At 72.5% G+C, this 22,876-nt stretch carries 20 protein-coding genes and 1 riboswitch; of the genes, 6 read left to right on the forward strand and 14 right to left on the reverse strand.

Annotated features, from left to right (window positions below):
* Nucleotides 1-121: 121 nt before the first annotated feature.
* From ilvD to pepN, 4 genes are all read right to left on the reverse strand, one after another.
* A complete protein-coding gene (ilvD, locus tag HS045_RS16500) occupies nucleotides 122-1,960 on the reverse strand; it encodes a dihydroxy-acid dehydratase (protein ID WP_196452225.1) in 1,839 nt (612 codons plus the stop codon).
* A gap of 234 nt (nucleotides 1,961-2,194) precedes the next feature.
* Nucleotides 2,195-3,007 (reverse strand): nuclease-related domain-containing protein, encoded by an 813-nt coding sequence (locus HS045_RS34620; protein ID WP_307827554.1) that lies wholly within the window; start codon nucleotides 3,005-3,007, stop codon nucleotides 2,195-2,197.
* Nucleotides 3,008-3,138: 131 nt separating this feature from the next.
* On the reverse strand, nucleotides 3,139-4,122 hold the full coding sequence (locus tag HS045_RS16510) for a hypothetical protein (protein ID WP_196452227.1): 984 nt from the start codon (nucleotides 4,120-4,122) through the stop codon (nucleotides 3,139-3,141).
* Between the two features lie 119 nt (nucleotides 4,123-4,241).
* Nucleotides 4,242-6,815 carry an aminopeptidase N gene (pepN, locus tag HS045_RS16515; RefSeq protein ID WP_196452228.1) on the reverse strand — a complete coding sequence of 858 codons (2,574 nt, stop codon included), beginning with the start codon at nucleotides 6,813-6,815 and terminating at the stop codon, nucleotides 4,242-4,244.
* 223 nt (nucleotides 6,816-7,038) lie between these two features.
* On the opposite strand from pepN, the gene HS045_RS16520 reads away from it, so the two are divergent.
* A complete protein-coding gene (locus HS045_RS16520) occupies nucleotides 7,039-7,659 on the forward strand; it encodes a disulfide bond formation protein DsbA (RefSeq protein ID WP_196452229.1) in 621 nt (206 codons plus the stop codon).
* A 340-nt stretch (nucleotides 7,660-7,999) separates the two neighbouring features.
* Nucleotides 8,000-9,409, forward strand: a complete 1,410-nt coding sequence (locus HS045_RS16525) for an aldehyde dehydrogenase family protein (RefSeq protein WP_196452230.1) — start codon at nucleotides 8,000-8,002, stop codon at nucleotides 9,407-9,409.
* An 89-nt stretch (nucleotides 9,410-9,498) separates the two neighbouring features.
* On the opposite strand, the gene def is transcribed toward HS045_RS16525, so the two are convergent.
* Entirely contained in the window at nucleotides 9,499-9,987 is a 489-nt protein-coding gene (gene def, locus HS045_RS16530; RefSeq protein ID WP_196452231.1) for a peptide deformylase, read from the reverse strand.
* 99 nt (nucleotides 9,988-10,086) lie between these two features.
* On the opposite strand from def, the gene HS045_RS16535 reads away from it, so the two are divergent.
* The gene (locus HS045_RS16535; protein WP_196452232.1) at nucleotides 10,087-10,554 is read left to right on the forward strand and encodes a ribose-5-phosphate isomerase; all 468 of its coding nucleotides are present in this window, start codon (nucleotides 10,087-10,089) and stop codon (nucleotides 10,552-10,554) included.
* 10 nt (nucleotides 10,555-10,564) lie between these two features.
* Here the strand turns inward: HS045_RS16535 and HS045_RS16540 are convergent, their stop codons facing one another.
* Together HS045_RS16540 and HS045_RS16545 are read right to left on the reverse strand one after the other, a co-directional pair.
* Nucleotides 10,565-10,720 carry a hypothetical protein gene (locus HS045_RS16540; protein WP_157237510.1) on the reverse strand — a complete coding sequence of 52 codons (156 nt, stop codon included), beginning with the start codon at nucleotides 10,718-10,720 and terminating at the stop codon, nucleotides 10,565-10,567.
* A 137-nt stretch (nucleotides 10,721-10,857) separates the two neighbouring features.
* Nucleotides 10,858-12,087 (reverse strand): GNAT family N-acetyltransferase, encoded by a 1,230-nt coding sequence (locus tag HS045_RS16545; RefSeq protein WP_196452233.1) that lies wholly within the window; start codon nucleotides 12,085-12,087, stop codon nucleotides 10,858-10,860.
* Nucleotides 12,088-12,205: 118 nt separating this feature from the next.
* Between HS045_RS16545 and HS045_RS16550 the strand changes: the two genes are divergently transcribed.
* From HS045_RS16550 to HS045_RS16560, 3 genes are all read left to right on the forward strand, one after another.
* Nucleotides 12,206-13,321, forward strand: coding sequence for a PP2C family protein-serine/threonine phosphatase (locus HS045_RS16550; protein WP_196452234.1), 1,116 nt, complete (start codon nucleotides 12,206-12,208; stop codon nucleotides 13,319-13,321).
* Between the two features lie 121 nt (nucleotides 13,322-13,442).
* On the forward strand, nucleotides 13,443-14,747 hold the full coding sequence (locus HS045_RS16555) for a site-2 protease family protein (RefSeq protein WP_307827555.1): 1,305 nt from the start codon (nucleotides 13,443-13,445) through the stop codon (nucleotides 14,745-14,747).
* A gap of 58 nt (nucleotides 14,748-14,805) precedes the next feature.
* Nucleotides 14,806-15,453 (forward strand): MarR family winged helix-turn-helix transcriptional regulator, encoded by a 648-nt coding sequence (locus tag HS045_RS16560; protein ID WP_196452235.1) that lies wholly within the window; start codon nucleotides 14,806-14,808, stop codon nucleotides 15,451-15,453.
* On the opposite strand, the gene HS045_RS16565 is transcribed toward HS045_RS16560, so the two are convergent.
* From HS045_RS16565 to HS045_RS16595, 7 genes are all read right to left on the reverse strand, one after another.
* Complete coding sequence (locus tag HS045_RS16565; RefSeq protein WP_196452236.1) at nucleotides 15,440-15,946, reverse strand: DinB family protein; 507 nt, start codon at nucleotides 15,944-15,946, stop codon at nucleotides 15,440-15,442. The two genes, HS045_RS16560 and HS045_RS16565, sit on opposite strands and share 14 nt — an antisense overlap.
* Before the next feature lie 122 nt (nucleotides 15,947-16,068).
* On the reverse strand, nucleotides 16,069-17,031 hold the full coding sequence (locus HS045_RS16570) for a hypothetical protein (RefSeq protein WP_230884359.1): 963 nt from the start codon (nucleotides 17,029-17,031) through the stop codon (nucleotides 16,069-16,071).
* Nucleotides 17,032-17,124: 93 nt separating this feature from the next.
* Nucleotides 17,125-17,262, reverse strand: a riboswitch (cyclic di-AMP (ydaO/yuaA leader).
* A 72-nt stretch (nucleotides 17,263-17,334) separates the two neighbouring features.
* Nucleotides 17,335-18,441, reverse strand: coding sequence for a galactose-1-phosphate uridylyltransferase (gene galT / locus HS045_RS16575; protein ID WP_196452238.1), 1,107 nt, complete (start codon nucleotides 18,439-18,441; stop codon nucleotides 17,335-17,337).
* The gene (locus tag HS045_RS16580; protein WP_196452239.1) at nucleotides 18,438-19,238 is read right to left on the reverse strand and encodes a DeoR/GlpR family DNA-binding transcription regulator; all 801 of its coding nucleotides are present in this window, start codon (nucleotides 19,236-19,238) and stop codon (nucleotides 18,438-18,440) included. The genes galT and HS045_RS16580 overlap by 4 nt, the downstream gene beginning before the upstream one ends.
* An 83-nt stretch (nucleotides 19,239-19,321) precedes the next feature.
* Nucleotides 19,322-19,927 (reverse strand): metal-dependent phosphohydrolase, encoded by a 606-nt coding sequence (locus HS045_RS16585; RefSeq protein WP_196452240.1) that lies wholly within the window; start codon nucleotides 19,925-19,927, stop codon nucleotides 19,322-19,324.
* Nucleotides 19,928-19,991: 64 nt separating this feature from the next.
* Nucleotides 19,992-20,561: a TIGR03086 family metal-binding protein gene (locus HS045_RS16590; RefSeq protein WP_196452241.1), complete on the reverse strand. Its 570-nt coding sequence runs from the start codon at nucleotides 20,559-20,561 to the stop codon at nucleotides 19,992-19,994.
* A 161-nt stretch (nucleotides 20,562-20,722) separates the two neighbouring features.
* On the reverse strand, nucleotides 20,723-22,483 hold the full coding sequence (locus tag HS045_RS16595) for a SpoIIE family protein phosphatase (protein WP_196452242.1): 1,761 nt from the start codon (nucleotides 22,481-22,483) through the stop codon (nucleotides 20,723-20,725).
* Nucleotides 22,484-22,876 lie beyond the last annotated feature (393 nt).

Genomic DNA, 22,876 nt, shown 5'->3' on the forward strand with positions numbered 1-22,876 from the left:
GGGGAAAGTCCGGGATGGCGAGCCGGATTCGCTGTTCCCGGAACCCGTCCGGACGGGGCGGGCGGGCCGCTTCCCCGGCGCGCGCAGGACCGATCAGGACGGCCCTGCGCGCGTGCGGCGCCTACCGGGAGAGCTGGGACAGGTCGCGCGAGGCGCCGGTGGAGGCCGAGGTGGTCAGCGCGGCGTAGGCCTGCAGCGCGGCCGTCACCGGGCGGTGGCGGTCGCGCGGCCGGTAGCCGCCCAGGTCGGCCAGGAGCCGTTCGCGGCGGGCGGCCAGCTCCTGCTCCGGCACCTTCAGCTCGATCGAGCGGCCCGGGATGTCGATCTCGACGAGGTCGCCGTCCTCGACCAGGGCGATGGTCCCGCCCTCGGCCGCCTCCGGGGAGGCGTGACCGATGGACAGGCCGCTGGTGCCGCCGGAGAAGCGGCCGTCGGTGATCAGCGCGCAGGCCTTGCCCAGTCCCTTGCCCTTCAGGAACGAGGTCGGGTAGAGCATCTCCTGCATGCCCGGCCCGCCCTTGGGGCCCTCGTAGCGGATGACGACGACGTCGCCCTCCGTGACGCGGTTGTTCAGGATGCCCTCGACCGCGTCCTCCTGGGACTCGAAGACCACCGCGGGTCCGGAGAACCGCCAGATCGACTCGTCGACCCCGGCGGTCTTGACGATGCAGCCCTCGGTGGCGATGTTGCCGTAGAGCACGGCGAGGCCGCCGTCACGGGTGTAGGCGTGCTCGACGTCGCGCACGCAGCCGCCCTCGCGGTCGAGGTCGAGGGAGTCCCAGCGGGCCTCCTGGGAGTACGGCTTGACGGTCCGGACGTTGCCGGGGGCCGCGTGCCACAGCTCCCGCGCCTCGGGCGACGCGCCGGCCGACTTCGGGTCCCAGGCGTCGAGGTAGTCGCCCAGCGTGCCGCCGTTGACGGTGGGCACGTCGCGGTGGAGCAGCCCGCCCCGGTCGAGCTCGCCCAGGATGGCGGGGATGCCGCCGGCCCGGTGCACGTCCTCGATGTGGTACTTGTCCGTGGCGGGGGCGACCTTGCACAGGCACGGCACCCGCAGCGAGATCTCGTTGATCTCCTTCAGCCCGAAGTCGACCCGGGCCTCGCGGGCTGCGGCGAGGATGTGCAGGATCGTGTTGGTCGAGCCGCCCATCGCCACGTCCAGCGTCATGGCGTTCTCGAACGCCTCCTTGGTGGCGATGCTGCGCGGCAGCACGCTGGAGTCGTCCTGCTCGTAGTAGCGGCGGGTGATCTCCACCAGCTGCCGCCCGGCGTCCTGGAACAGCTTCTTGCGGGCCTTGTGCGTGGCCAGGATCGTGCCGTTGCCGGGCAGGGCCAGGCCGATGGCCTCGGCGAGGCAGTTCATCGAGTTGGCGGTGAACATCCCGCTGCACGAGCCGCAGGTCGGGCAGGCGTTCTCCTCCATCTCCAGCAGTTCGGCGTCGGAGACGTCCTCGTTCGCGGCGGCGATCATCGGGTCGATCAGGTCGAGCTTGCGGCCCGGCGTCTTGCCGGCCTCCATCGGCCCGCCGGAGACGAAGACCGTGGGGATGTTGAGCCGGAACGCGGCCAGCAGCATACCCGGGGTGATCTTGTCGCAGTTGGAGACGCAGATCAGCGCGTCCGCGCAGTGGGCGTTGACCATGTACTCGACCGCGTCGGCGATGAGCTCGCGGCTGGGCAGCGAGTAGAGCATGCCGCCGTGGCCCATGGCGATGCCGTCGTCGACCGCGATCGTGTTGAACTCGCGCGGGATCGCCCCGGCCTCGCGGATCGCCCCGGCGACGACGTCGCCGACCTCGCGCAGGTGGACGTGCCCGGGGACGAACTGGGTGAAGCTGTTGGCCACGGCGATGATCGGTTTACCGAAGTCGCCGCCGTCCACGCCCGTCGCCCGGAGCAGCGCCCGGGCTCCGGCCATGTTCCTGCCGTGAGTGACCGTACGAGACCTGAGGGCCGGCATGATGCTTCTCCCATCATCGGGGCTGAGTCTTCAAATGGTACGGCCCGCGCCCGCCTGATGAGACCCGTGGTCCATGGGGCGGACATCCTCCGGTCGTTCCCCGGATGTCCGGGGCGGATGCCCGGGACGGGCGCGCGGGCGCGGCGGACGCCGCGCCCGCGGCACGCGGAACGCCCGGCGGCGGGGCCACCGGGCGTCCGGGACGGGAACGGCTCGGTTCCCGGGATGAACGGCTCAGCTCTCCGGATAGCGGGGCGGCAGGACCCGCTCGGCGATCTCGTAGATCTTCTGAATCTCGGTGTCGGTGAGCGAGCGCTCCCGCTTGGCGATCCACTTGCGGACCCGCGAGCCGTCGAAGACGTCGACGTCGCGGACGGTGAGGACCTTCCACGGGACGGGCGGGCCGTAGATCGCCAGAGAGGGGATGATGACGACCTCGCGGCCGAGCGCCTCGCCGATCAGCTCGGCGGCCCGGCGCGCCTCCCAGCGGGCCTCGTCCAGGCGCTTCTTCTGGTCGAACGGGCCGTGGAAGAGCTTGCGGTGCGACTGCACGCGCACCGGGAGCCGTTTGTCCCACTTTTCGGAGTCGACGGCGTAGACCCCCGTGGGGCCGACGACCAGATGGTCGATCTGGGCCTCGCTGTCCGGGATCGCGCGGGCGTGCAGGGTGCGGTAGCCGCTGCGCTCCAGTCGTTTCAGCTGGGCCTCGGTACGCCGCTCGGCGACCGAGGCGCGCCGCCAGGCGGGCACGGTCGAGTGCGAGCGGGCGCGCACCACCGTGTCGGCGATCGCGGCCAGCACGGCGGCGGTGACCCCCCAGCGCCAGCCGGCCAGCAGGACGCCTCCCGCCACTCCCGCGACGGCCGCGATCAGCAGCCGGCGGCGGAGCGGACGGTACCGGGGATGGCCGAGCAGGCCGCGCAGGGAGATCCGCTCGGCGGTCGGCGCGTACGTAGACGCGGGCGCGCCGGGCCGAGCCGCCGGCTTGTCTTCGGTCCGGCGATCACCGACCCGGAGCGGTGACGTGCTGTCACCGTTTTCTGGCACATGACCGGAGTCCACGTGACTCACGGTAGCCGAAGTTCAAAGAGGGTGCCTAGTAGTCCCTAACTCACACTTTTGTGACCACGGTCACCCGCATGAGAGTGCACCGCCGCGGGTATCGATACAGCTCTTCTCTAGAGAACATCCGACCGCGCCGGGGTCCGGTCTCCGCCGGATCTCAGCAGTCCGACGAGGTGGGCGGCGATGTCCTCCAGCAGCGCCGAGACGGTCACCGGGGCGGCGGCGACGGCGGAGAAGAGACTGGGCAGGCCCGGCAGCGGGAACCCGTCCTCCTGCCCGGCCGCCCCGCCCACCTCGTTCTTGGCCAGCAGGACCCGGCTGCGTTCCCAGGCCTCCAGGACCTCCTCCGCCGAGGGCACGCCGAACCCGTGGCCCACCGGAGCCGCGTGGCGGAGCCGTACCAGCGGGGTCTCGGCGAAGGCCAGCGCCACCCGCGCGCGCAGGGAGAGATCCTCGCGCAGGTCCTGGGCCACCCAGTCCATCGCGGTGCAGGGGGCGCGGCAGTCCGACACGCAGGTGGCCAGCGCGCCGGCCACCTGGCTGTGCTGGCGGTCGAAATAGGCCCGCCAGCCCTCGGCGGGCTCCACGGCCACCCGCAGGGTCCGGTTGGCGGCCGACTGCTCGGACTTGGTGTGGTCGCACCCGCGGTCGCCGATCACGCCGAACCTGCTGCCCGGCGCGCTCAGCCCGGCGGGCCAGCGGACCGGGTCGCCCGCGTGGCCGAGCACCGACTCGAAGGCGAGCATCGGCAGGTACTCGCTGGCGATGTGCAGGGCGGCCACCATGGGACTGAGCTCGCTCCGCTCCCACCGGATGGCGATCACCTCCAGCAGCAGCCCGTAGGCCGGGCGCAGCGACTCCAGCGCGCCGCGCGGCTGCTCCCTGGGGGTCTGCGGCATGGTGCACGCCCGTGCGCGCCGCCGCAGGGAGGGGGGCACCTGCCGCGCCTCGACGGCGAAGTCCTCGGCGTCGAGGGAGAGCAGCCGGTGCCCGAACTCGCACACCGCGGCGACCTCGGGATCGTCGGTGAGGGCCTCGAGGTCGGCGAACGCGTGCCGCCTGGCGAGCGCGACGAGCACGTCCTGTACCGAATCCATCAGCGGGCGGTCTCACTTTCCCCGGCGCCGGCGGTTCGCGGAACCTCCGGCGCCGTCTCGGGGAGCGCGGCGGGCGCCCCCGCGGGTGTTCCCGCGAGGGCGCCCGCCGGTCCGGTGTCTCAGGCCGACGCGTCCCTGGCCTGGGCCCGAAGGGCGCGGCGGACGCCGTCGGCGCCCTCCAGCAGCAGGCGCCTGAGCGCGTGCGGCGGGTTGCTCTCCTCGATCAGCCGCTCGGTCCTGGCGACGGTCTCCGGGGAGACGGCCAGGGCCGGGTAGCAGCCATTGGCGAAGTTCTGCGCGCTGTCGAAGGTCCAGGACTTCCAGATCCGGCCGATCTCCGCGAAGTAGCGGTCGGCGTACGGCTCCAGCAGCTCGGGGTGGCGCGGGTCCATGAAACCGCCGATCGTCGAGCGGAGCAGCGCGCCGCTCAGCTCGCCCCCGGTGATCGCCGCCCAGGCGCCGGCCTTGCCCTCGGCCGTCGGGAGGGCGGCGCGGGCCAGCGCCGCGGCGCGCTCGCCGGTCGCGGTGGGGTCGCGCAGCAGTTCCTCGGCGATGTCGGCGTCACCGAGCACGCCGCCGGAGACCAGCGCCTGCGTGAGGGTCCAGCGCAGGTCGGTGTCGACGGTCAGGCCCTCAAGGACGGCCGTGCCGTCCAGCAGGCCCGAAAGGAACGCCAGGTCGTCGGGGGAGACGGCGGTGGCGGCCAGGGCGTTGACGTAGGCGAGCTGGTGGTCCGAGCCGGGCTCCGCCGCGGCGACGAGGGAGCGCAGCGCCGAGGCCAGCAGGCTCAGGCCCTCGGCGCGCCAGGCGGGGTCGGCGTACTGCTGGACGGCCAGGCGGGCCTGGCGGAGCACGGTCTGGGCGACGGTGATGTCCTCGACCGAGGCGATGCCGGAGGCGACCAGCGCCACGTAGTCGCGGGTGGCCATCTCGGCGTCGCGGGTCATGTCCCAGGCCGCCGACCAGCACAGGGCCCGGGGCAGCGACCCCGAGGGCCCGGAGAACTTCGCGATGCCGCCGGAGACCAGCGTGCGCAGCGACCGCTCGTCCAGCCGGACCTTGGCGTAGGTCAGGTCGTCGTCGTTGATCAGCACCAGGTCCGGCTGGACCTCGCCGACCAGCTCGGCCACGGCCGTACGGGCGCCGACCACGTCGAGCTCGACCCGCTTGACCCGGACCAGGGCGTCGCCGGAGAGGGAGTACAGGCCGATGGCGACGCGGTGCGAGCGCAGCGTCGGGTGGTCGGCCGGGGCCTCCTGCAGCACCTCGAAGGAGGTGAAGCGTCCCGCCTCGTCCACCTCGAAGGCCGGGCGCAGGGTGTTGACCCAGGAGGTCTCCAGCCACTCCTTGGACCACTCCGACAGGTCGCGGCCGCTGGTGCGCTCCAGCGCGCGCAGCAGGTCGGACAGCTCGGTGTTGCCCCAGGCGTGCTCGGTGAAGTAGTCGCGCACGCCCGCCAGGAAGTTGTCCAGGCCGACGTAGGCGACGAGCTGCTTGAGGACCGAGGCGCCCTTGGCGTAGGTGATGCCGTCGAAGTTGACCTCGACCGCGTGCATGTCGACGATGTCGGCGGCGATCGGGTGGGTGGAGGGCAGCTGGTCCTGCCGGTAGGCCCAGGCCTTCTCCACGTTGGCGAAGGTCGTCCAGGCGCCCTGCCCCCAGCGGGTGGCCTCGGCCTGGCAGAGCACCGAGGCGTAGGTGGCGAACGACTCGTTCAGCCACAGGTCGTCCCACCAGCGCATGGTGACCAGGTCGCCGAACCACATGTGCGCCATCTCGTGCAGGATCGTCTCGGCGCGGCGCTCGATGACGGCGTCGGTGACGCGGGAGCGGAAGACGTAGTCCTCCAGGAACGTCACGCAGCCGGCGTTCTCCATCGCGCCGGCGTTGAACTCCGGCACGAACAGCTGGTCGTACTTGCCGAAGGGGTAGCGGATGCCGAACACCTTGTGGAAGAAGTCGAAGCCCTGCCGGGTGACCTCGAAGATGTCGTCGGCGTCGAGGTGCTCGGCGAGCGAGGCCCGGCAGTACAGGCCCAGCGGGATGCCGTCGTGCTCGGAGGTCACCTTGTGGTACGGCCCGGCGCACAGCGCGGTGATGTAGGTGCTCATCACCGGGGTGGGCGGGAAGTGCCAGCGCTTGGCGGCCTGCAGGGCCCCGTGCCTGCCGCGGTGCTCGGGGAGGTCCTCGGCCTGGTCGGGCGCCGCGTTGGAGATGACCTCCCAGTGGGAGGGCGCCAGCACGGTCAGCTCGAAGGTCGCCTTCAGGTCGGGCTGGTCGAAGCAGGCGTACATCCGGTGGGCGTCGGCCGTCTCGAACTGGCTGTGCAGGTAGACGCTCTTGTCGACCGGGTCGACGAAACGGTGCAGGCCCTCGCCGGTGCGCATGTAGGAGCAGTCGGCGTCGATCCGCAGTTCGTTGCTCTCGGCCAGGCCCGGCAGCGGGAGCCGGCCGGTCTCCGGGTCGTAGGTGCTCACGTCCAGCTCGGCGCCGTTCAGCACGGCCCTGCGCACCTTGGCCCCGGCCAGGTCGATGAACGTCTCAGCGCCGGCCCGGGTGCTGGTGAAGCGGACCGTGGTGACGCTCTCGAAGCGCTCCTCACCCTCGGTCAGGTCGAGCTCCACCGCGTACGACTGCACGCTGAGCAGCCGTGCGCGCTCGCGGGCCTCGTCACGGGTCAGATTGCCTGCCACTACCGCTCCCTCGTCGCAACTTCCTCCGCTCCGTTGCTGGAGGACTGTCTGAATCCTGCCACGCGGGGCGGGGAACCGTCGCCTGGAAGATCGGACGGCCGTCCGGTCCCGTGTCCCCGGAGGGCGGGGAGATCCCCGCGAAGATCGCCGGCGGGCGGAATACGCGCTCTCGCGTGACGGGTTGTGCCCTGGAGGAACATCCTTCCCAGGAGAGAGCTGACCGATGACCGAGCGCACACCGGTGGACCTCTGGTTCGACCCCTTCTGCCCCTTCGCGTGGATGACCTCGCGCTGGCTGCTGGAGGTGGAGAAGGTGCGGCCGATCGAGCCGCGCTGGCACATCATGAGCCTGTACGTCCTCAACGAGGACAAGGACGTCCCCGACGAGTACCGCGAGATGATCGGCAGGGCCCTCGGCCCGGTCCGGGTGGTCACCGCGGTGCAGGACAAGCACGACTCCGAGACGGTCGGCCGCCTCTACACCGAGTTGGGCGTCCGCCTCCACAACGAGGGCAGGGTCAAGCAGCTCGACACCCTCCGCGAGACCGTCGAGGAGGCGCTCGAGGCGGCGGGCCTGGACCGCGCGTTCGCCGACGCGATGGACTCCGACGCCTACGACGAGGTGCTGCGCGCCTCGCACGCCGACGGCATCGACCGGGTCGGCCAGGAGGTCGGCACCCCGGTGATCGCGATCGGCGACGTCGCGTTCTTCGGCCCGGTCATCTCGCCCGCGCCCAAGGGCGAGGAGGCGGGCCGGCTCTGGGACGGCGTCCGGCTGGTCGCCGGCTTCGACGGCTTCTTCGAGCTGAAGCGCTCCCGCACCCGGCCGCCGATCTTCGACTGAGCCGGCGGGCCGCGCGGCGGGAGAACCGTCCGCGCGACCGGGGCGGTACGGCCCCCGCACGCGGTGACAGGGCGTGCGGGGCCCGGCGGGACACGGCGGGATGCGGCGGGACACGGGGCGGGAGCCGCCCCGCTCGCATGCGCGGCGAGACACCACGAGATATGGCGAACATGCGAGATCTCGGCTATTCACCCCCGAACGGGGCGCTCCTCCGTATTCTTGGCTGACGAGGCGGCGGGCCGCGTCCAGCCATGCGGTGAGCGGCGAGTGATGGAGCGGACACGTCGCGCGGTGACCGGGGCTCTCGCCTTGCCCCCGGCCCGCGCGCGAGGATGAGGGAATGCGTCACCTGTATCTGAACGGAGCGTGGCGGCCGTCGGCGTCGGGCGAGAGCATCGACGTCGTCAACCCCGCGACCGAGGAGCTGATCGACCGGGTCCCGGCGGGATCGCCCGCCGACGTCGAGGCCGCCGTGGCCGCCGCCCGCGCGGCCCTGCCCCGGTGGTCGGCCACGGCGCCCGCCGAGCGGGGCAAGGTCCTCGCCGCGGCGGCCGCGCTCATCCGGGAGCGCTCCGACCAGATCGCCAGGATCATCTCCACCGACATGGGCGCCCCGTACGGCATGGCCCTGAAGGTGCAGACCCTGATGCCCGCCGAGGTACTGGAGTCCTACGCCCGGCTGGCCGAGGCCTACGAGTTCGACACCCGCAGGATCGGCACCTCCTGGATCCTGCGGGAGCCGGTCGGCGTGGTCGGCGCCGTCACGCCGTGGAACTACCCGCTCCACCAGATCGTGTGCAAGGTCGGTCCGGCGCTCGCCGCCGGCTGCACGGTCGTGCTGAAGCCCAGCGAGGTGGCGCCGCTGGCGGCCTTCGCGCTGGCCGGGGTCTTCGACGAGGTGGGGCTGCCCGCCGGGGTGTTCAACATGGTGAGCGGCCGCGGTCCGGTCATCGGCGAGGCCGTCGCCGCCCATCCCGGCGTGGACATGGTCTCCTTCACCGGCTCCACCGCGGCCGGGCGCCGGGTCGCCGCGCTCGCCGCCGAGACGGTCAAGAGGGTCGCGCTGGAGCTCGGCGGCAAGTCGGCGAGCGTGATCCTGCCGGACGCCGACCTGCCGACGGCGGTCAAGGTGACGGTGGCCAACGCCTTCCTCAACTCCGGCCAGACCTGCTCCGCCTGGACCCGCATGATCGTCCACCGCGACCAGTACGACGAGGCCGTGGGACTCGCCGTGGCGGCCGCCGGACGGTACACCGTGGGCGACCCCTTCGACGAGGCCACCCGGCTCGGCCCGCTGGTCTCCGCCGCGCAGCGCGCCCGGGTCGTCCGCTACATCAACCGGGGGCAGGAGGAGGGCGCCCGGCTGGTCGCCGGAGGCACCGACCGGCCTCTGGACCGGGGCTTCTACGTGGAGCCCACGGTCTTCGCGGGGGTGGCGCCCGGCATGGCCATCGAGCAGGAGGAGATCTTCGGGCCCGTCCTGGCGGTCATCCCCTACAGCCGGGGGGAGGACGAGGCCGTCGCCATCGCCGACGGCACGCCGTACGGCCTGGCGGGCGCGGTGTGGGCGGGCAGCGAGAACCGGGCCGTCTCCCTGGCGCGGCGCCTGCGCACCGGCCAGGTGGCGATCAACGGCGGCCGGTTCAACCCGCTGGCCCCCTTCGGCGGCTACAAGCAGTCCGGCCTCGGGCGCGAGCTGGGGGAGTTCGGCCTGGAGGAGTATCTGGAGACCAAGTCGCTCCAGCTCTGAGGCCCTGCCCGGCGGACCCCGGCCCGCGGGCGTGCGGGCCATCCGCGCGGGGGAGCCCGCGGTCCGGCGCGTGCCCCGCCTGGACCGGGTCAGGGGGTCTGGAGCAGCACCTTGCGGGCGGCGTCCCTGGCCAGCCGGTCGACGTAGAGCATGCCGTCCAGGTGGTCGGTCTCGTGCTGGAAGCAGCGGGCGAGCAGCCCGCGGGCCCGGACCCGCACCGGGCGGCCGAGGCGGTCGACCCCGGTGACGGTGACCCCCGAGGCGCGCGGGGTCCTGGCGTAGAGCGGTCTGCCCGTCTCACGGCTCGGCACCGACAGGCAGCCCTCCTCGTCGACGACCTCGGCGTCGTCGTCGACCGTCAGCTCAGGATTGATCACATGGCCCTTGCGGTTGCTGCAGTCGTAGACGAAGATCCGCTTCGACACGCCGATCTGCGGACCGGCCAGGCCGACGCCCTGCGCGGAGTACATCGCGGTGAACATCTCGTCGACCAGGCGGCGCAGCTCGCGGTCGAAGTCCGCGACCGGCTCGGCGGGCGTGCGCAGGACCGGATCCCCGATCACTCGGATGTCACGCATGGAGGGCTCCCGGATGTAAGGGTTCGTATGGCGGGACGGTCGTTACTCTAGCGGGGGGTGGAGGTCCGGCCGGACATCTCCACCTGCCACACTGGGCACGTGCGTGTCTACATCGGTGCCGACCATGCCGGCTATGAGCTCAAGAACCACCTCGTCTCCTGGCTGAAGGAGCACGGCCACGAGGTCGTCGACTGCGGGCCGCCCGCCTACGACGCCGAGGACGACTATCCGCCGTTCGTCCTGCGCGCGGCCGAGGGCGTCGCGGGGGACCCCGGCAGTCTCGGGGTCGTCATCGGCGGCTCGGGCAACGGCGAGCAGATCGCGGCCAACAAGGTGCGCGGCATCCGCGCGGCCCTGGCCTGGAACGAGGACACCGCCAAGCTGGCCCGCGAGCACAACGACGCCAACGTGATCAGCATCGGCGGGCGCATGCACCCGCACGAGGAGTCGACGAGGTTCGTCGAGATCTTCCTGTCGACCCCCTACTCGGGCGCCGAGCGGCACAGCCGCCGCATCGGGCAGCTCGCCGCCTACGAGACGACCGGCGAGCTCCCGCCGCTGCCGTAACCGGCGGCCCCTACCTGTCCCGGCCCCGGCGCGCGGGCTCCCTGCGGGGGGTCTCGTCGCGCAGGGGCCTCCGGTCGGCGGCCTCCTGCTGCTCCTTGGAGGGCCGGGAGACGTCCCGGGCCCGCATCGCGGTGATCGCCGTGATCTGCAAGCTCTGCAGTGCCATGCCGCCACGATAACCCGGCGCGGCGCCGTACGGCCGCCGGCGACCGGGCCTGTGGGTGCGCGGGCTCGGAGGAGCGGGCCTGTGGGTGCGCGGGCTCGGAGGAGCGGACCCGGAAGGCCGCGGCCTCAGAAGACGCCTCAGAAGACCAGGCCCGCCCAGGGCGCGGGCTCCCACGACAGCGCGGTGGACAGCTCCCGTACGGCTCCCGGCCGCGCCTCGCGCACCACGCCGGCCGCCTGCAGCGCCGTGAGCGACCGGCCGCCCAGGTAGGCGGCGCCCAGCGCGGTGACCGGCAGCGCCAGGTCGGCGGCCTCCCCGGTGGGCGCGCACCGGGCCGCCCCGGTGCCGGCGGTCAGCCGCCAGCGGCCGGCGTTCCACGGGCAGACGGCGTCCTCGACCTCGACCACCACGTCCGCCGGCGCGGCGTACCGGCGCGCGGGAAGGGCCCGCTCGACGTCCACGATCCGGATCCACAGGTCGTCGAACCACCCCGCGCGCAGCCGGCGCGGCTCGGCCAGCAGGTGGATCAGCGGATCGTCGGCGGGACGGTTCCAGGCCCGCACGCGGGAGACGAGGTCGCGCTCGAGCAGGTGCCGCCAGAGCAGCGCGTAGGCGGCCGGATCCAGGCCGAAGAGCTCCTTCAACCGCAGTTCGCCATCCGGTTCGTCGTGCTCGGTGAAGCCCGCCTTGATCCGGAACAGCGCGTACCCGCGCGGGCCGCCGTCGTCCTCGGCGACGACCGCCCGCAGCGGTCCCGCCCCGTTCCGGTCGGCCTCGTGGTCGGACAGGACCGCGTCCCAGCGGGCGGGTGTGCGGGCGTAGAGACCGGGACGGCTGCCGAGCGCGGCCGCGAAGACCTTCTCGAAGACCTCCCGGGCCTCGGCGGGCCTGACGATCCGCAGCCGCAGCGCGGGATCGGCCGGGGCATGGCGGGCCAGGGCCGTGCCGCGGGTGGGGATGTCGAAGAACAGGGTGTCGGCGGCCCTGCCGTACCCGAACCGCCCGTAGATCGCCGCCTCGGAGGCGTAGAGCGCGGCGACGGCCTCGCCCCGCTCGCGAAGGTCCGCCAACTGGCGGGTCATCAGGGCGGTCAGCACGCCCCGGCGGTGGTGCGAGGGGAGCACGCCGACGGCGGTGACCCCGCCGACCGGGATCGGGCCGCCGGGAACCGTCATGGTGAAGCTGCACACCGCGGTGACGCCCACCAGCAGGCCGTCGTCGAAGGCGCCGAGCGAACGGTCGAACTCGGTGTTGTTCCGGAACAGGTCGGCGCGGTGCGGAGGGAAGGCGTTGCCGAACGCCTCCTCGTCGACGGCGATCCATTCGGACCAGTCGGACTCCGTCATCGGCCGCAAGGTGAGACTCATTCCTCCCACGGTATGCAGAACGGCCGTTTCCAGCCATCGAATATCCGTGCTTAATGATCAAGGTATTGGTCAAGTGGGCTGCCCAAAAGGCGGGCGGAGCGCTACAGTCGAGCCCATCATGAGTTCCCGACCGGCGCCGTTGATCCCCGCAGGGCTCCGCGCGTTCCTGGTGCGGGTCCCCTTCCTGGTGTCCGTCGTGCGGTTCCTCCGCCGGGGACCGCTGGCCCGCGACCGCAACCTGCTCGTCACGCTGATCGTGCTGACGCTGGTGGTCGGCGGCCTGGCCGCCCGCGTCTCGGTCGAGTGGTTCTCCCCGGCGCTCGTGATCCCCGTCATCCTGGTCGGCGGGCTGCAGCTGCGGCTGCGGAGCCTGGCCAAGCTGCTCTGCGCGGCCGTGGTCGCGCTGGCCTACGTCGGCTTCGCCGCCGGTCCGGCGCACATCGGTCCCGGGCTGCTGGCGGCCTTCGGCTTCACCGCCGTGCTGGCCGCCCTCATGTCCCGCACCCGGGGCCAGCTCGGCGTGCAGGGACTGCGCGGCGACGTGATGCTGCTGGAGCTGCGCGACCGGCTCAAGAAGCAGAGCGAGCTGCCCCCGCTGCCCAAGGACTGGGGTTCCAAGGTGGTGCTCAAGCAGGCCGGGGGCTCGTCCTTCGGCGGCGACTTCCTGGTCTCCGCGCGCGACGGCGACACGCTGGAGCTGGCGCTGGTCGACGTGTCGGGCAAGGGCGTCGACGCGGGCACCCGGGCCCTGATGCTGTCGGGGACCTTCGGCGGACTCCTCGGCTCGGTCACCGACTTCCTGCCCGCCTGCAACGCCTACCTGCACCGCCAGCGGGAGGCCGAGGGCTTCGTCACCGCCGTCCACGTCCGGATCGACCTGGCCACGAGCGAGTACGAGATCACGTCGGCCGGGCACCCGCCGGTGGTCACGTTCGAGGCGGGGACGGGCACCTGGCGGGTCTCCTCCGCCAAGGGAGTGGTCCTGGGCGTGGTCCCGGACCTGCACTGCGAGCCCGACCGGGGGGTCCTCCGCAAGGGCGACGCGCTCATGCTCTACACCGACGGGCTGATCGAGCAGCCGGGCCGCGACATCGACGCCGGCCTCGACCGGCTGCTGGGCGAGGCCGAGCGCCTGCTGCCCTCGGGTTTCGCGGGTGGGGCGCGCAGCCTGGTCACCTCCATGTCGTCGGGGCACAACGACGACTGCGCGCTGATCCTCATCTGGCGGCCCTGACCCGCCCACGGTTCCGGCCGCCGTCCCGGAGCGCCGTCCCGGAGCACGGTCCCGGCAGCGGCCGCTTCGGCTAGTCTCTTATGGGGCATTGCTGGTAAATCCACGACCAGGGGGAACCTCTGTGGACCTGCTTTTCCTGATCGGCATCGTCCTCTTCCTTCTGGGGCTGATGATCTCGATCGGACTGCACGAGATCGGCCACCTCGTCCCGGCGAAGCTGTTCGGCGTCAGGGTCACGCAGTACATGGTCGGGTTCGGGCCGACGATGTGGTCGCGCCGCCGCGGCGAGACCGAGTACGGCGTCAAGTGGATCCCCCTCGGCGGCTACATCCGCATGATCGGCATGCTGCCGCCCCGCGCCGGCGACGATCCGGGCAAGGTGCGCTCGGTCTCCACCGGCCCGTGGCAGGGCCTGATCGAGAACGCCCGCGAGGTCGCGCTGGAGGAGGTCCGCCCGGGAGACGAGGACCGCGTCTTCTACCGCAAGCCCTGGTGGCAGAAGGTCATCATCATGGCGGGCGGCCCGGCGATGAACTTCGTGCTGGCCTTCATCCTGTTCGCCGTCGTGCTCATGGGCTTCGGCATCACGGTGCAGAAGACGGAGATCGCCGCGGTCCCGGAGTGCGTGAAGACCGCCGCCGCCTACGCCGCCAACCCCGAGTGCACCGCCGCCGACGCGGCCAGCCCCGCCGCCGCGGCGGGACTGCGCCCCGGCGACGTCATCGTCTCGGTGGCCGGCAGGCCCGCCACCACCTGGGACGCGGCGACCCGCGCCATCCGCGGCAGCGGCGCCGGGCCGGTGCAGATCGGCATCACCCGGGGCGGGCGGCCGATGACCCTCACGGCCACCCTCATCGCCCAGGACCGCGAGTCCCTCGACGAGCCCGGGAAGACGGAGCGGGTCGGCTACCTGGGGGTCAGTCCCAGGCAGGTCGTCGAGAAGCAGGACTTCGGCGCCGTGGTCGTGCACATGGGGGACCTCACCTCCCGGACCGCCACCGCGCTGCTCCGCTTCCCGGAGAAGATGGTCGGCGTCTGGAACGCCGCCTTCTCCGGTGAGGAGCGCGACAAGGACGGTCCGATCGGCGTCGTCGGGGTCAGCCGCATCGGCGGTGAGATCGCGGCCTCCGACGCCCCCCTGGAGAACAAGGCGGCCGTCTTCGTCAGCCTGCTGGCCAGCTTCAACCTGGCGATCGGCCTGTTCAACCTGATCCCGCTGCTCCCGCTGGACGGCGGCCACATCGCCGGCGGCCTCTGGGAGGGGGTCAAGCGCGGATTCGCCCGGGTCACCCGCAGGCCCGAGCCGGCGCACGTGGACATCGCCAAGGTGCTCCCGCTGACCTACGCGCTGGCCTTCGTGATGATCGCCATGGCCGGTCTGCTGGTCTACGCCGACCTGGTCAACCCGATCCGCCTGGCGGGCTGACCCGTTGGCGGGCTCGGCGGGCTCGGCGGGCCGGGGCCGCCGCCGATAGGGTGGGGCCGTGGAGGACGGGACGCCCGGAGCGGTGATCGACGTGGCCCTGTTCCGGCTGCGCCGGATATGGTCGCGGCCGCTGCGCGCGCGCAAGGCCGCCGATCCGCAGCGGCCGGTGCAGCTGTCCAACGTGATGGTCGTGCACGCCGTGCACAAGCTGAGCCTGGACGTCGCCGAGGTGACCGTGGGGGCCGTCGCCGAGCAGCTCGACGTCGACCCCTCCACGGCGAGCAGGCTCGTCAACGACGCGATCGGTGCGGGTCTGGTGACCCGTGAGGAGTCCGAGGTCGACGCCAGGCGGGCCCGGCTGGTGCTGAGCACGCCTGGCCGCAGGGTCCTGGAGGCGGTGGTCCGCTCCCGGCGGTCCTATCTCGACGGCCTGATGGCCGACTGGGACCGGGCGGACCGGGAGGCCTTCGCCCGGTTGCTCACCCGGTTCGCGGAGGCGGCCATGGCCCGTCCGGCGGACGCGGCCGCTCTCGACCGGCTGATCGCCGGCGCGCTGGAGGGCGGCGGGACCGGAGGACCGGCGGGACCCGGCGCGGCCCCGCGGCCCGGAGGGCCGGTGGAGCCGGGCCCGGCGCCGCCGGCGGATCCGGTCGCGGACGGCGGCGGGACCTCGGGCTCCGCCCGGAGGGCGCCTACTCGCCCGTGACGCCGTCGATGTGCTCGCGGATGATGTCGGCGTGGCCGTTGTGCCGGGCGTACTCCTCGATCATGTGAACCATGATCCAGCGGAGCGAGACCTCCTCGCCCCTGCGCAGCGTCCTGCCCACGGTCTCCAGCGGCAGCCCGGCGGACAGGCGCCGGGCGTCCTCGACCGCGGTCCGCCAATGGGCGAACGCCTCCTCGGCCGAGGCGGTCTCGACGTTGTCGAAGTCGCCGTCGGGGTCCTCCCGGCTGCAGAAGAGGTCGGGGACGTCCTCGCCCGCCAGGATCTCGCGGAACCAGAAGCGCTCCACCTCGGCCAGGTGCCGGACCAGGCCCAGCAGGGAGAGCGTGGACGGCGCGGCGGCGCGCAGGCGCAGCTGCTCCTCGGTCAGGCCCGCGCACTTGACGGCGAGGGTCTCGCGGTGCCAGTCCAGCCAGGTGTGCAGCATGGACGTCTCATCGGCGATGAAAGGGGGGTTGACCCGGTTGTCACTCATGGGGCTCCATCCTGCCCGTACGCCCGGCCACTGTCATACCGTTTTGTCCCCGTAGGCACTCCCTGCCCGGCTTTCACCTCCGGGAGAACCCCTGTCCGGCCGGCCCTGCGGATCGTTGCGGCTCAGAGCATCGAGATGTGCACGTGGTCGTAGTGGTTCGCGGTGTTGCCGCCGCGGTCGGACATGAAGCGCCAGCCGGAGCCGTGGTTGATGCGCTGGCGCCAGATCACGTACTTGACGCCGAGCTTGCCCCTGTTCTTCAGGATCCAGGCGGAGATCTCGTCGCCGAGCTTGAGATTGGCGGCCGAGGGCATCGCCCCGCCGGTGCTCATCATGAAGTCGCAGGCGCGGCCCAGGGGATGCTCGCCCCCGTCGTTCAGGCTCCGGTAGCAGCCGATCGTGTGGGTCAGCTCGAAGCGCCGCCTGACGACGTCGCGCATGTTCCGCGTGCGGTCGGTGATGTTGTCGGGGCCGTTGGGCAACTGGGGGACCCAACTGCCGTCGGCGCGGCGGCCGGAGCCGAGGGGGACCAGCTGGTCCAGCTTCCGCTTGATGTCGCGGATCACCTTCTCGGCCTCCTTCCGCCGGTCCTCGACCTCCTCGGCCTCCTGGCGGAGGTCCTCGGTGAGCCGGGCGGCCCGCTCCGCGGCCTGCTTCCTGCGCTCCCTGCTGGTGGCGAAGCCCTCCAGGTGGGCGGCCTGCTGGGCGATGAGCTGTTCCATCACGGCGGCGGCGCCCAGGTCGCCGCCGCCGGAGAACAGCAGGACGGGCAGGTCGCCGGAGTTGCTCTGGTAGTGGAGCTGGGCGATCGAGTCGACCTCCCGCCTGGCCTCCTGGTAGGTCTTCTCCGCCTTGCGGAGGTTCTCCTTGGCGACGCCCTCCGCCTTCTCCGCCTTGCGCACGGACTCCCGCTTGGCGGCGTAGGCCTCGATGAGCCCGTCGATCTTCTTGTTCAACCCCTTCAGCTCCTTGCGGAGCTCCGCCTCGGTGGGCTTGGGCTCGGCGAGGCCCGCGGCGGGGACGGCGAAGGCGAGGCCGAGCGCCGAGACCAGGCAGACGGCCGCGGCCACGCGGCGGCGGAACATCGGGGACACGGGGGGCACCGGGGGGACAGGGGGCAGGGGGGACACAGGTGGTGCGGGCGACGCAGGCGACGCGGGCGACGCAGTCGCCACGAACGCTCCTCTCCTTCAGCCGGCCGGGTTAGCTGACGGGTTCGGGCTGGAGGAAGCCCTTCCACGGACGTGGTTCACCCCAGGTGCACGGTGGTTCCCCGGCTCCCGGGCGGGGCGCCCGGGATTAGGCATATCTGCTGTTGAAGCCGACGATTGAAGGATAGTAGTGGTAATGGGATGGTCATGCGACTTCAAGCCGAGGCCAAGCGGTGATCAATCCGTGACCGCGTTCCGCAGGAGACGAGCCGCCTCCTCGGGCAGGACGTCGTTCACGAAGGCCCCCATCGCGGACTCCGATCCGGCGAGGTACTTCAGCTTGTCCGCGGCGCGCCGGATGCTGAACAGCTCCAGGTGCGCGTACGACAGATCCCGCCCGGTGGTGACCGGCGCCTGGTGCCAGGCCGCGACGTACGGCATGGGCACGCCGAACAGCCCGTCCAGCCGGCGCAGCACGTCGGTGTAGAGCGGTCCGAACGCCGCACGCTCGGCCTGCTCCAGCCCGCCCAGGTCGGGGACCTGCCGGTGGGGGTAGACGTGCACCTCGAAGGGCCAGCGGGCGGCGGCCGGGACGAACGCCGTCCAGTGCTCGTTGGCGGCGACCACCCGCACCCCGGCCTCCCGCTCGGCGGCCAGGATGTCGGCGAACAGGTTCCCGCCGGTCCGCTCCCGGTGGCGGTCGGCGGCCCGCAGGGTCAGCTTCGTGCGCGGGGTCACGTAGGGGTAGGCGTAGATCTGGCCGTGCGGGTGGGCCAGGGTGATGCCGATCTCCGCTCCCCGGTTCTCGAAGCAGAACACCTGCTCCACGCCGGGGATCGCCGCCAGCTCCGCCGTGCGGTCGATCCAGGCCTCCATGACCAGCTCCACCTGCTCCGGGGAGAGCGCGGAGAAGGACGAGTCGTGGTCGGAGGTGAAGCAGACCACCTCGCAGCGGCCCCGCCCCGGCCGGGTCGCGCCGATCGCGCCCTCCGCGGCGTGGCCGCCGGGGCCGCCGGGGCCGCCGAGGTCACCGGCGGGAGTGGAGAACGAGGGGAACCGGTTCTCGAAGACGACGACGTCGTAGGAGGAGGCGGGGATCTCGGAGAGACGCCCGGGAGCCGACGGGCAGAGCGGGCACTGGTCGGCGGGGGGCAGGAAGGTCCGGGTCTGCCGGTGCCCCGCGATCGCGATCCACTCCTCGGTCAGCGGGTCGTAGCGCAGTTCCGAGGGGGCCGGGCGGGGCGACAGCTCGCGCTCGTCGGCGGCGCCGCGGTCCGCGTCGTCGTGCCGGTCGAAGTAGAACAGCTCCCGGCCGTCGGCCAGATGCGTGAGGGTGCGCTTCATCGGTCCGCCACCTGCCTGTCCTGCTCCGGTTCGGCGATGATGAGCTCGCCCGCCTGGGTGGAGAGCTCCTCGCGGGCCTCCTCCGGCAGTCCGGGGTCGCTGATGACGACGTGCGCCTCGGACAGGCGGGCGATGGTGCTGATCCCGACCGTCTCCCACTTGGTGTGGTCGGCGGGCACGACCAGACGGTGTGCGGAGGCGACCAGCTCGCGGTCGGTCTCGGCCTCCAGGAGGTTGGGTGTGGTGAACCCTGCGCGGGCGCTCATCCCGTGCACCCCGAGGAAGAGGGTGTCCACGTGCAGTCTGCGGATGGCGGCCGCCGCGACCGGGCCGACCAGCGCGTCGGAGGGCGTGCGCACGCCGCCGGTCAGCACGACCGTGCGGTCGGCGCGGGGCGAGCGGTGGAAGACGTCGGCGATCCGGATCGAGTTGGTGATGACCGTCAGCTCGGGGACGTCGGTGACGAAGTGGGCCAGCGTCCAGGTCGTGGTGCCCGCCGAGAGCGCGATGGCCGTGCCGGGCCGGACGAACCGGGCCGCCTGCCGGGCGATCGCCTCCTTCTCCGCCTGCTGGCGCGCCGACTTGGCGGCGAACCCGGGCTCCTCGGTCGAGCCGGGGCCGGCGGCGGTGGCGCCGCCGTGGACCTTCTCCAGCAGGCCGCGTTCGGCGAGGACCTCCAGGTCCCGGCGGATCGTCATGTCGGACACGCCGAGCTCCCGGACGAGATCGGCGACGCGGACGCCGCCGTTGCCGCGGACCCGTTCCAGAATCGCCTGCTGCCGTTGTTGGGCGAGCATTGACCCACTCCTTAATCAAACAACTTCCATCAAATTACCACATCACGACGGGTGGAAGATGTTCGTTTGTGCTGATTAATCCCTCATAAATGGTCAAGTTCTCCCCGCATGTTCTCCCGGGCGGGCTCCTCCCACCCTGAGGCGCCGGCGCTGTGGAAGAGCACTGGAAGGTCCAGCAGCGAACGCAGCACGGCCGCCCGCCCGGTCCGGAACGCCTCGTCCGGGACGAAGGCGTACTCCTCGCGCACGGCCGCCGCGTAGGCGGCGTAGATCTCCGGGGGCGCCGCCAGAATCGCCAGGTCGGCGTCGCACAGCACGGCCCCGTCCGCGTCGCCGGTCTCGGGGGCGTGGGTGACGGTCAGCCTGACCAGGCGGGCCACCGCGGCCACCGCCGAGGACGGCAGGCCCAGTTCGGGCAGGGCGCGCTCGGCCATCCGGGCGCTGCGCTCCTCGTTGTCGCCGCGCCGCGGGTCGTAGACGGCGTCGTGGAACCAGGCCGCGAGCCGTACCAGGTCGGCATCGTCGGCGTACCCGGCCAGCGTGTCGACGTGGTCGAGCACCGCCTCCAGATGGGCGGCCGTGTGGTACCTGCGGTGCGGCTCGCCGTACCGGGCGATCAGGTCCGCGCCGAGACGGTCGGCTCCGGGGCCGGTCAGGACGCGCCAGCGGTCCATCAGTTGAGAGCTCATGCCCGGACTCTAGGGGCGCCCGCCGGGCGGTCCGCCGGCCGGGGCCGCGCCGGGTACGGTGCTCTCAGCCGGTGCGGCCCCAGGCGGCGAGCAGCCTGGCCTGCAGGCCGGTGCCCGCGGGCACCGGGTGCGGATCGCCCATGACGCCCGCCTGCCGGTAGTCGTCCCCGGCGTCGGCGAACCAGGCCGCGCAGGTCTCGACCAGTTCGGGGTCGAGCCGCTCGTCCGCGCCGATCGCCCGGGCCAGGTCCCAGGTGTGGATGAGAGCGTCGGCGAACAACTCGGTGATGTACTCCGCGCCGGGAACGTCGCCGAACGAGAGCCGGACCACGGCCGTCAGGGCGCCGTCGTCACCCGCCGCCTGGACGGCGTCGGCGGCCGAGGTGTCGAACGCCTTCAGCGGGTCGTCGCCGAGCACGTCACCGTCGAAGGCGCCGCCGATCTCCGCGGCGCTCCGCCCGGCGAACAGCGCGGGGACGCACAGGCTCTCACTCACCACATGGTTGACCAGAGTACGGACGTCCCAGCCCGCGCACGGGGTCGGGTCCTCCCACTGCCCGGGTGCGATCCGGTGGACGAGGGCGCCGAAGTCGTCCAGCGCCCGCCGGTAGGCCTCCCGGATGTCGATGGTCATGTTCTGCCCTCCCGAATCATCGGTTCGACCGTAACCCGTGGCGCGCCGGTAGTCAGCGCACCTGTCGGGCATGACCGGGCGGGACGCTCCCGCCTGGGGCAGAGGTTCGTACGGAGGCCGTCATGCGACCGGTGCCCGGCGACGGACGTCCCGGAGCGGTTCTACAGGAGCTTCTGCTCCACCCAGACGATCTTCCCTTGGGGCGTCGGGCGGGTGCCCCAGCGGTGGGCCACCCAGTTGATGAGCTGCAGACCCCGGCCGCTGTCGTCGGTGCCCGTCGCCTCCCGCATGACCGGCATCGCGAGTGAGCGGTCGGCCACCTCGCACACCAGGCTCGGGCCGCGCAGCAGACGGAGCCCGACGGGCCCCTCACCGTGCCGGACCGCGTTGGTGACCAGCTCGCTCACCATGAGCTCGGCGCCGTCGGCGACGGACTCCAGTCCCCACTCGGCGAGCGTGGCGCGGACGAAGGTCCGGGCCTTGGCGGCCGAACGGGTGTCCGGGGGGAGCGCGAGCACGGCGACCTCGTTCTCGGACAGCTCGTGCACCCGGGCCAGCAGGAGCGCGATGTCGTCGCGTTCGTGCCCCAGCCGCTGGGCGCCGACCGTGAGGTCGCAGACCTCCTCCAGGTCCTTGCCCAGTTCCTCGATCCGGTCGGAGAGCAGGTGCCGCAGCGCGCCGATGCCCTCGTCGATGTCGCGGTCGCGGCTCTCCACCAGGCCGTCGGTGTAGAGGGCGAGCACGGAACCGTGCGGCAGGGTGAGCGAGGCGGTCTCGACCGGATCGTTGCCGATGCCGAGCGGGAGGCCGGCGGGCACCTCGACGATCTCCGTCGCGCCGTCCGGGTGCACCAGGACCGGGGGCACGTGCCCGGCGCGGGCGATGGTGCAGAGCCGGGTGACCGGGTCGTAGGTGGCGTAGACGCACGTCGCGATCTGGCTGCCGTCCAGGTCCTGGCTCATCCGGTTGAGCCGGAACAGCACCTCGCCGGGGCTCAGGTCGAGGCTGGCCAGCGTGCGGGCCGCCACCCGGAGCTGGCCCATCGTGGCGGCGGCCCGGGTGCCGTGCCCCATCACGTCGCCGACCACCAGCGCGACCCGGCACCCCGGCAGCGGGATCACGTCGTACCAGTCGCCGCCGACGCTCGCCAGGTCGCTCGCCGGCAGGTACCGGGAGGCGATCGACAGGCCGAGGGGCTGGTAGAGGTCGGACGGGAGCAGGCTGCTCTGCAGGGTCAGCGCGGTCCGGCGCTCGTGGCCGTAGAGCCGGGCGTTGTCCAGGCAGATCGCGGTCCGGGCCGCGAGCTCCTCGCCGAGCGCCAGGTCCTGCTCGTCGAAGGGGGCGCTGTCCGGTCGGCGGGTGAAGACGACGAAGCCCAGCACCCGGCCGCGCGCCTTCAACGGCACCACCAGGAAGGAACTGTCCTCCAGCACCCGGGTCACCGCGTCGCGCTTCCACGCGCGGCCGATCTCGCGCGCGGTGCGGGCGCCCAGCCGGGGGTACAGGATCGGGTTCCCGGTGGCCATCACCTTGGCGTACGGCGTCCAGGCGTCGTAGACGACGACCTCGTCCACCGGGAAGGCCTGGGCGTACTCTCCGGGGGCGGCGGAGGCCACGCCGACCGCGATGCGCCGCACCGGTGCCGAGCCGTCGGTGCTGCGGTGCGGGAACTCGCCGTCGGTGACGAGCCGGTCCTGCACCAGGATGCCGGCCGCGTCGGCGAAGCGCGGCACGGCCACCTCCATCAGCTCCCGGCCCGTCTCGAACACGTCCAGGGTGGTGCCGATCCGCTTGCTGGCGGCGTTGAGCAGGGAGAAGCGCTCGTGCACGGAGGCCGGGCTGCCCATCCGCGCCTCGCCCGTCGCGGTGCTCTTGGTCACGAAGCGGTGGTCGGCGTGCTGCTCCGGGGCGTCGGTGCTCATCCGTCCCACCGCGGTTCGGGGACAGGGGTCCGCCGCGGGGCGCGGCGGCGCGGGCTCCGCGACCGGCGGGTCGCGTCTTGGCGGGCCGTTGCGCCCCGGCCCGGGACGCCCGCTCCCGCGGGCTCCGGAGCGGTGAGCCGAGGAAGCGTCCGCCGGTGGGTCCGCCCTCGCGCATCGGACGTGGCCGTCACTTCGCACCTCCATTCGCTGGTGACTGAGAGGCTGGTCGACCCGGGCGTGAGTCGGCCCTCAAGCCCGGCCTTCCCGCGGGATCCTCGACGTCTCCCTCCCGTGCGCTTGACTCCGGCTGGGATCAAGCGTAAAGAATGATCTACGATGGAGTCTCATGTCTACCGGAGAAACCGCTGGATGTCTCGTCCGGGCGCGGAGACG

Source organism: Planomonospora sp. ID82291, assembly GCF_015711645.1.
In the GTDB taxonomy this organism is placed as follows: Bacteria; Actinomycetota; Actinomycetes; order Streptosporangiales; family Streptosporangiaceae; genus Planomonospora.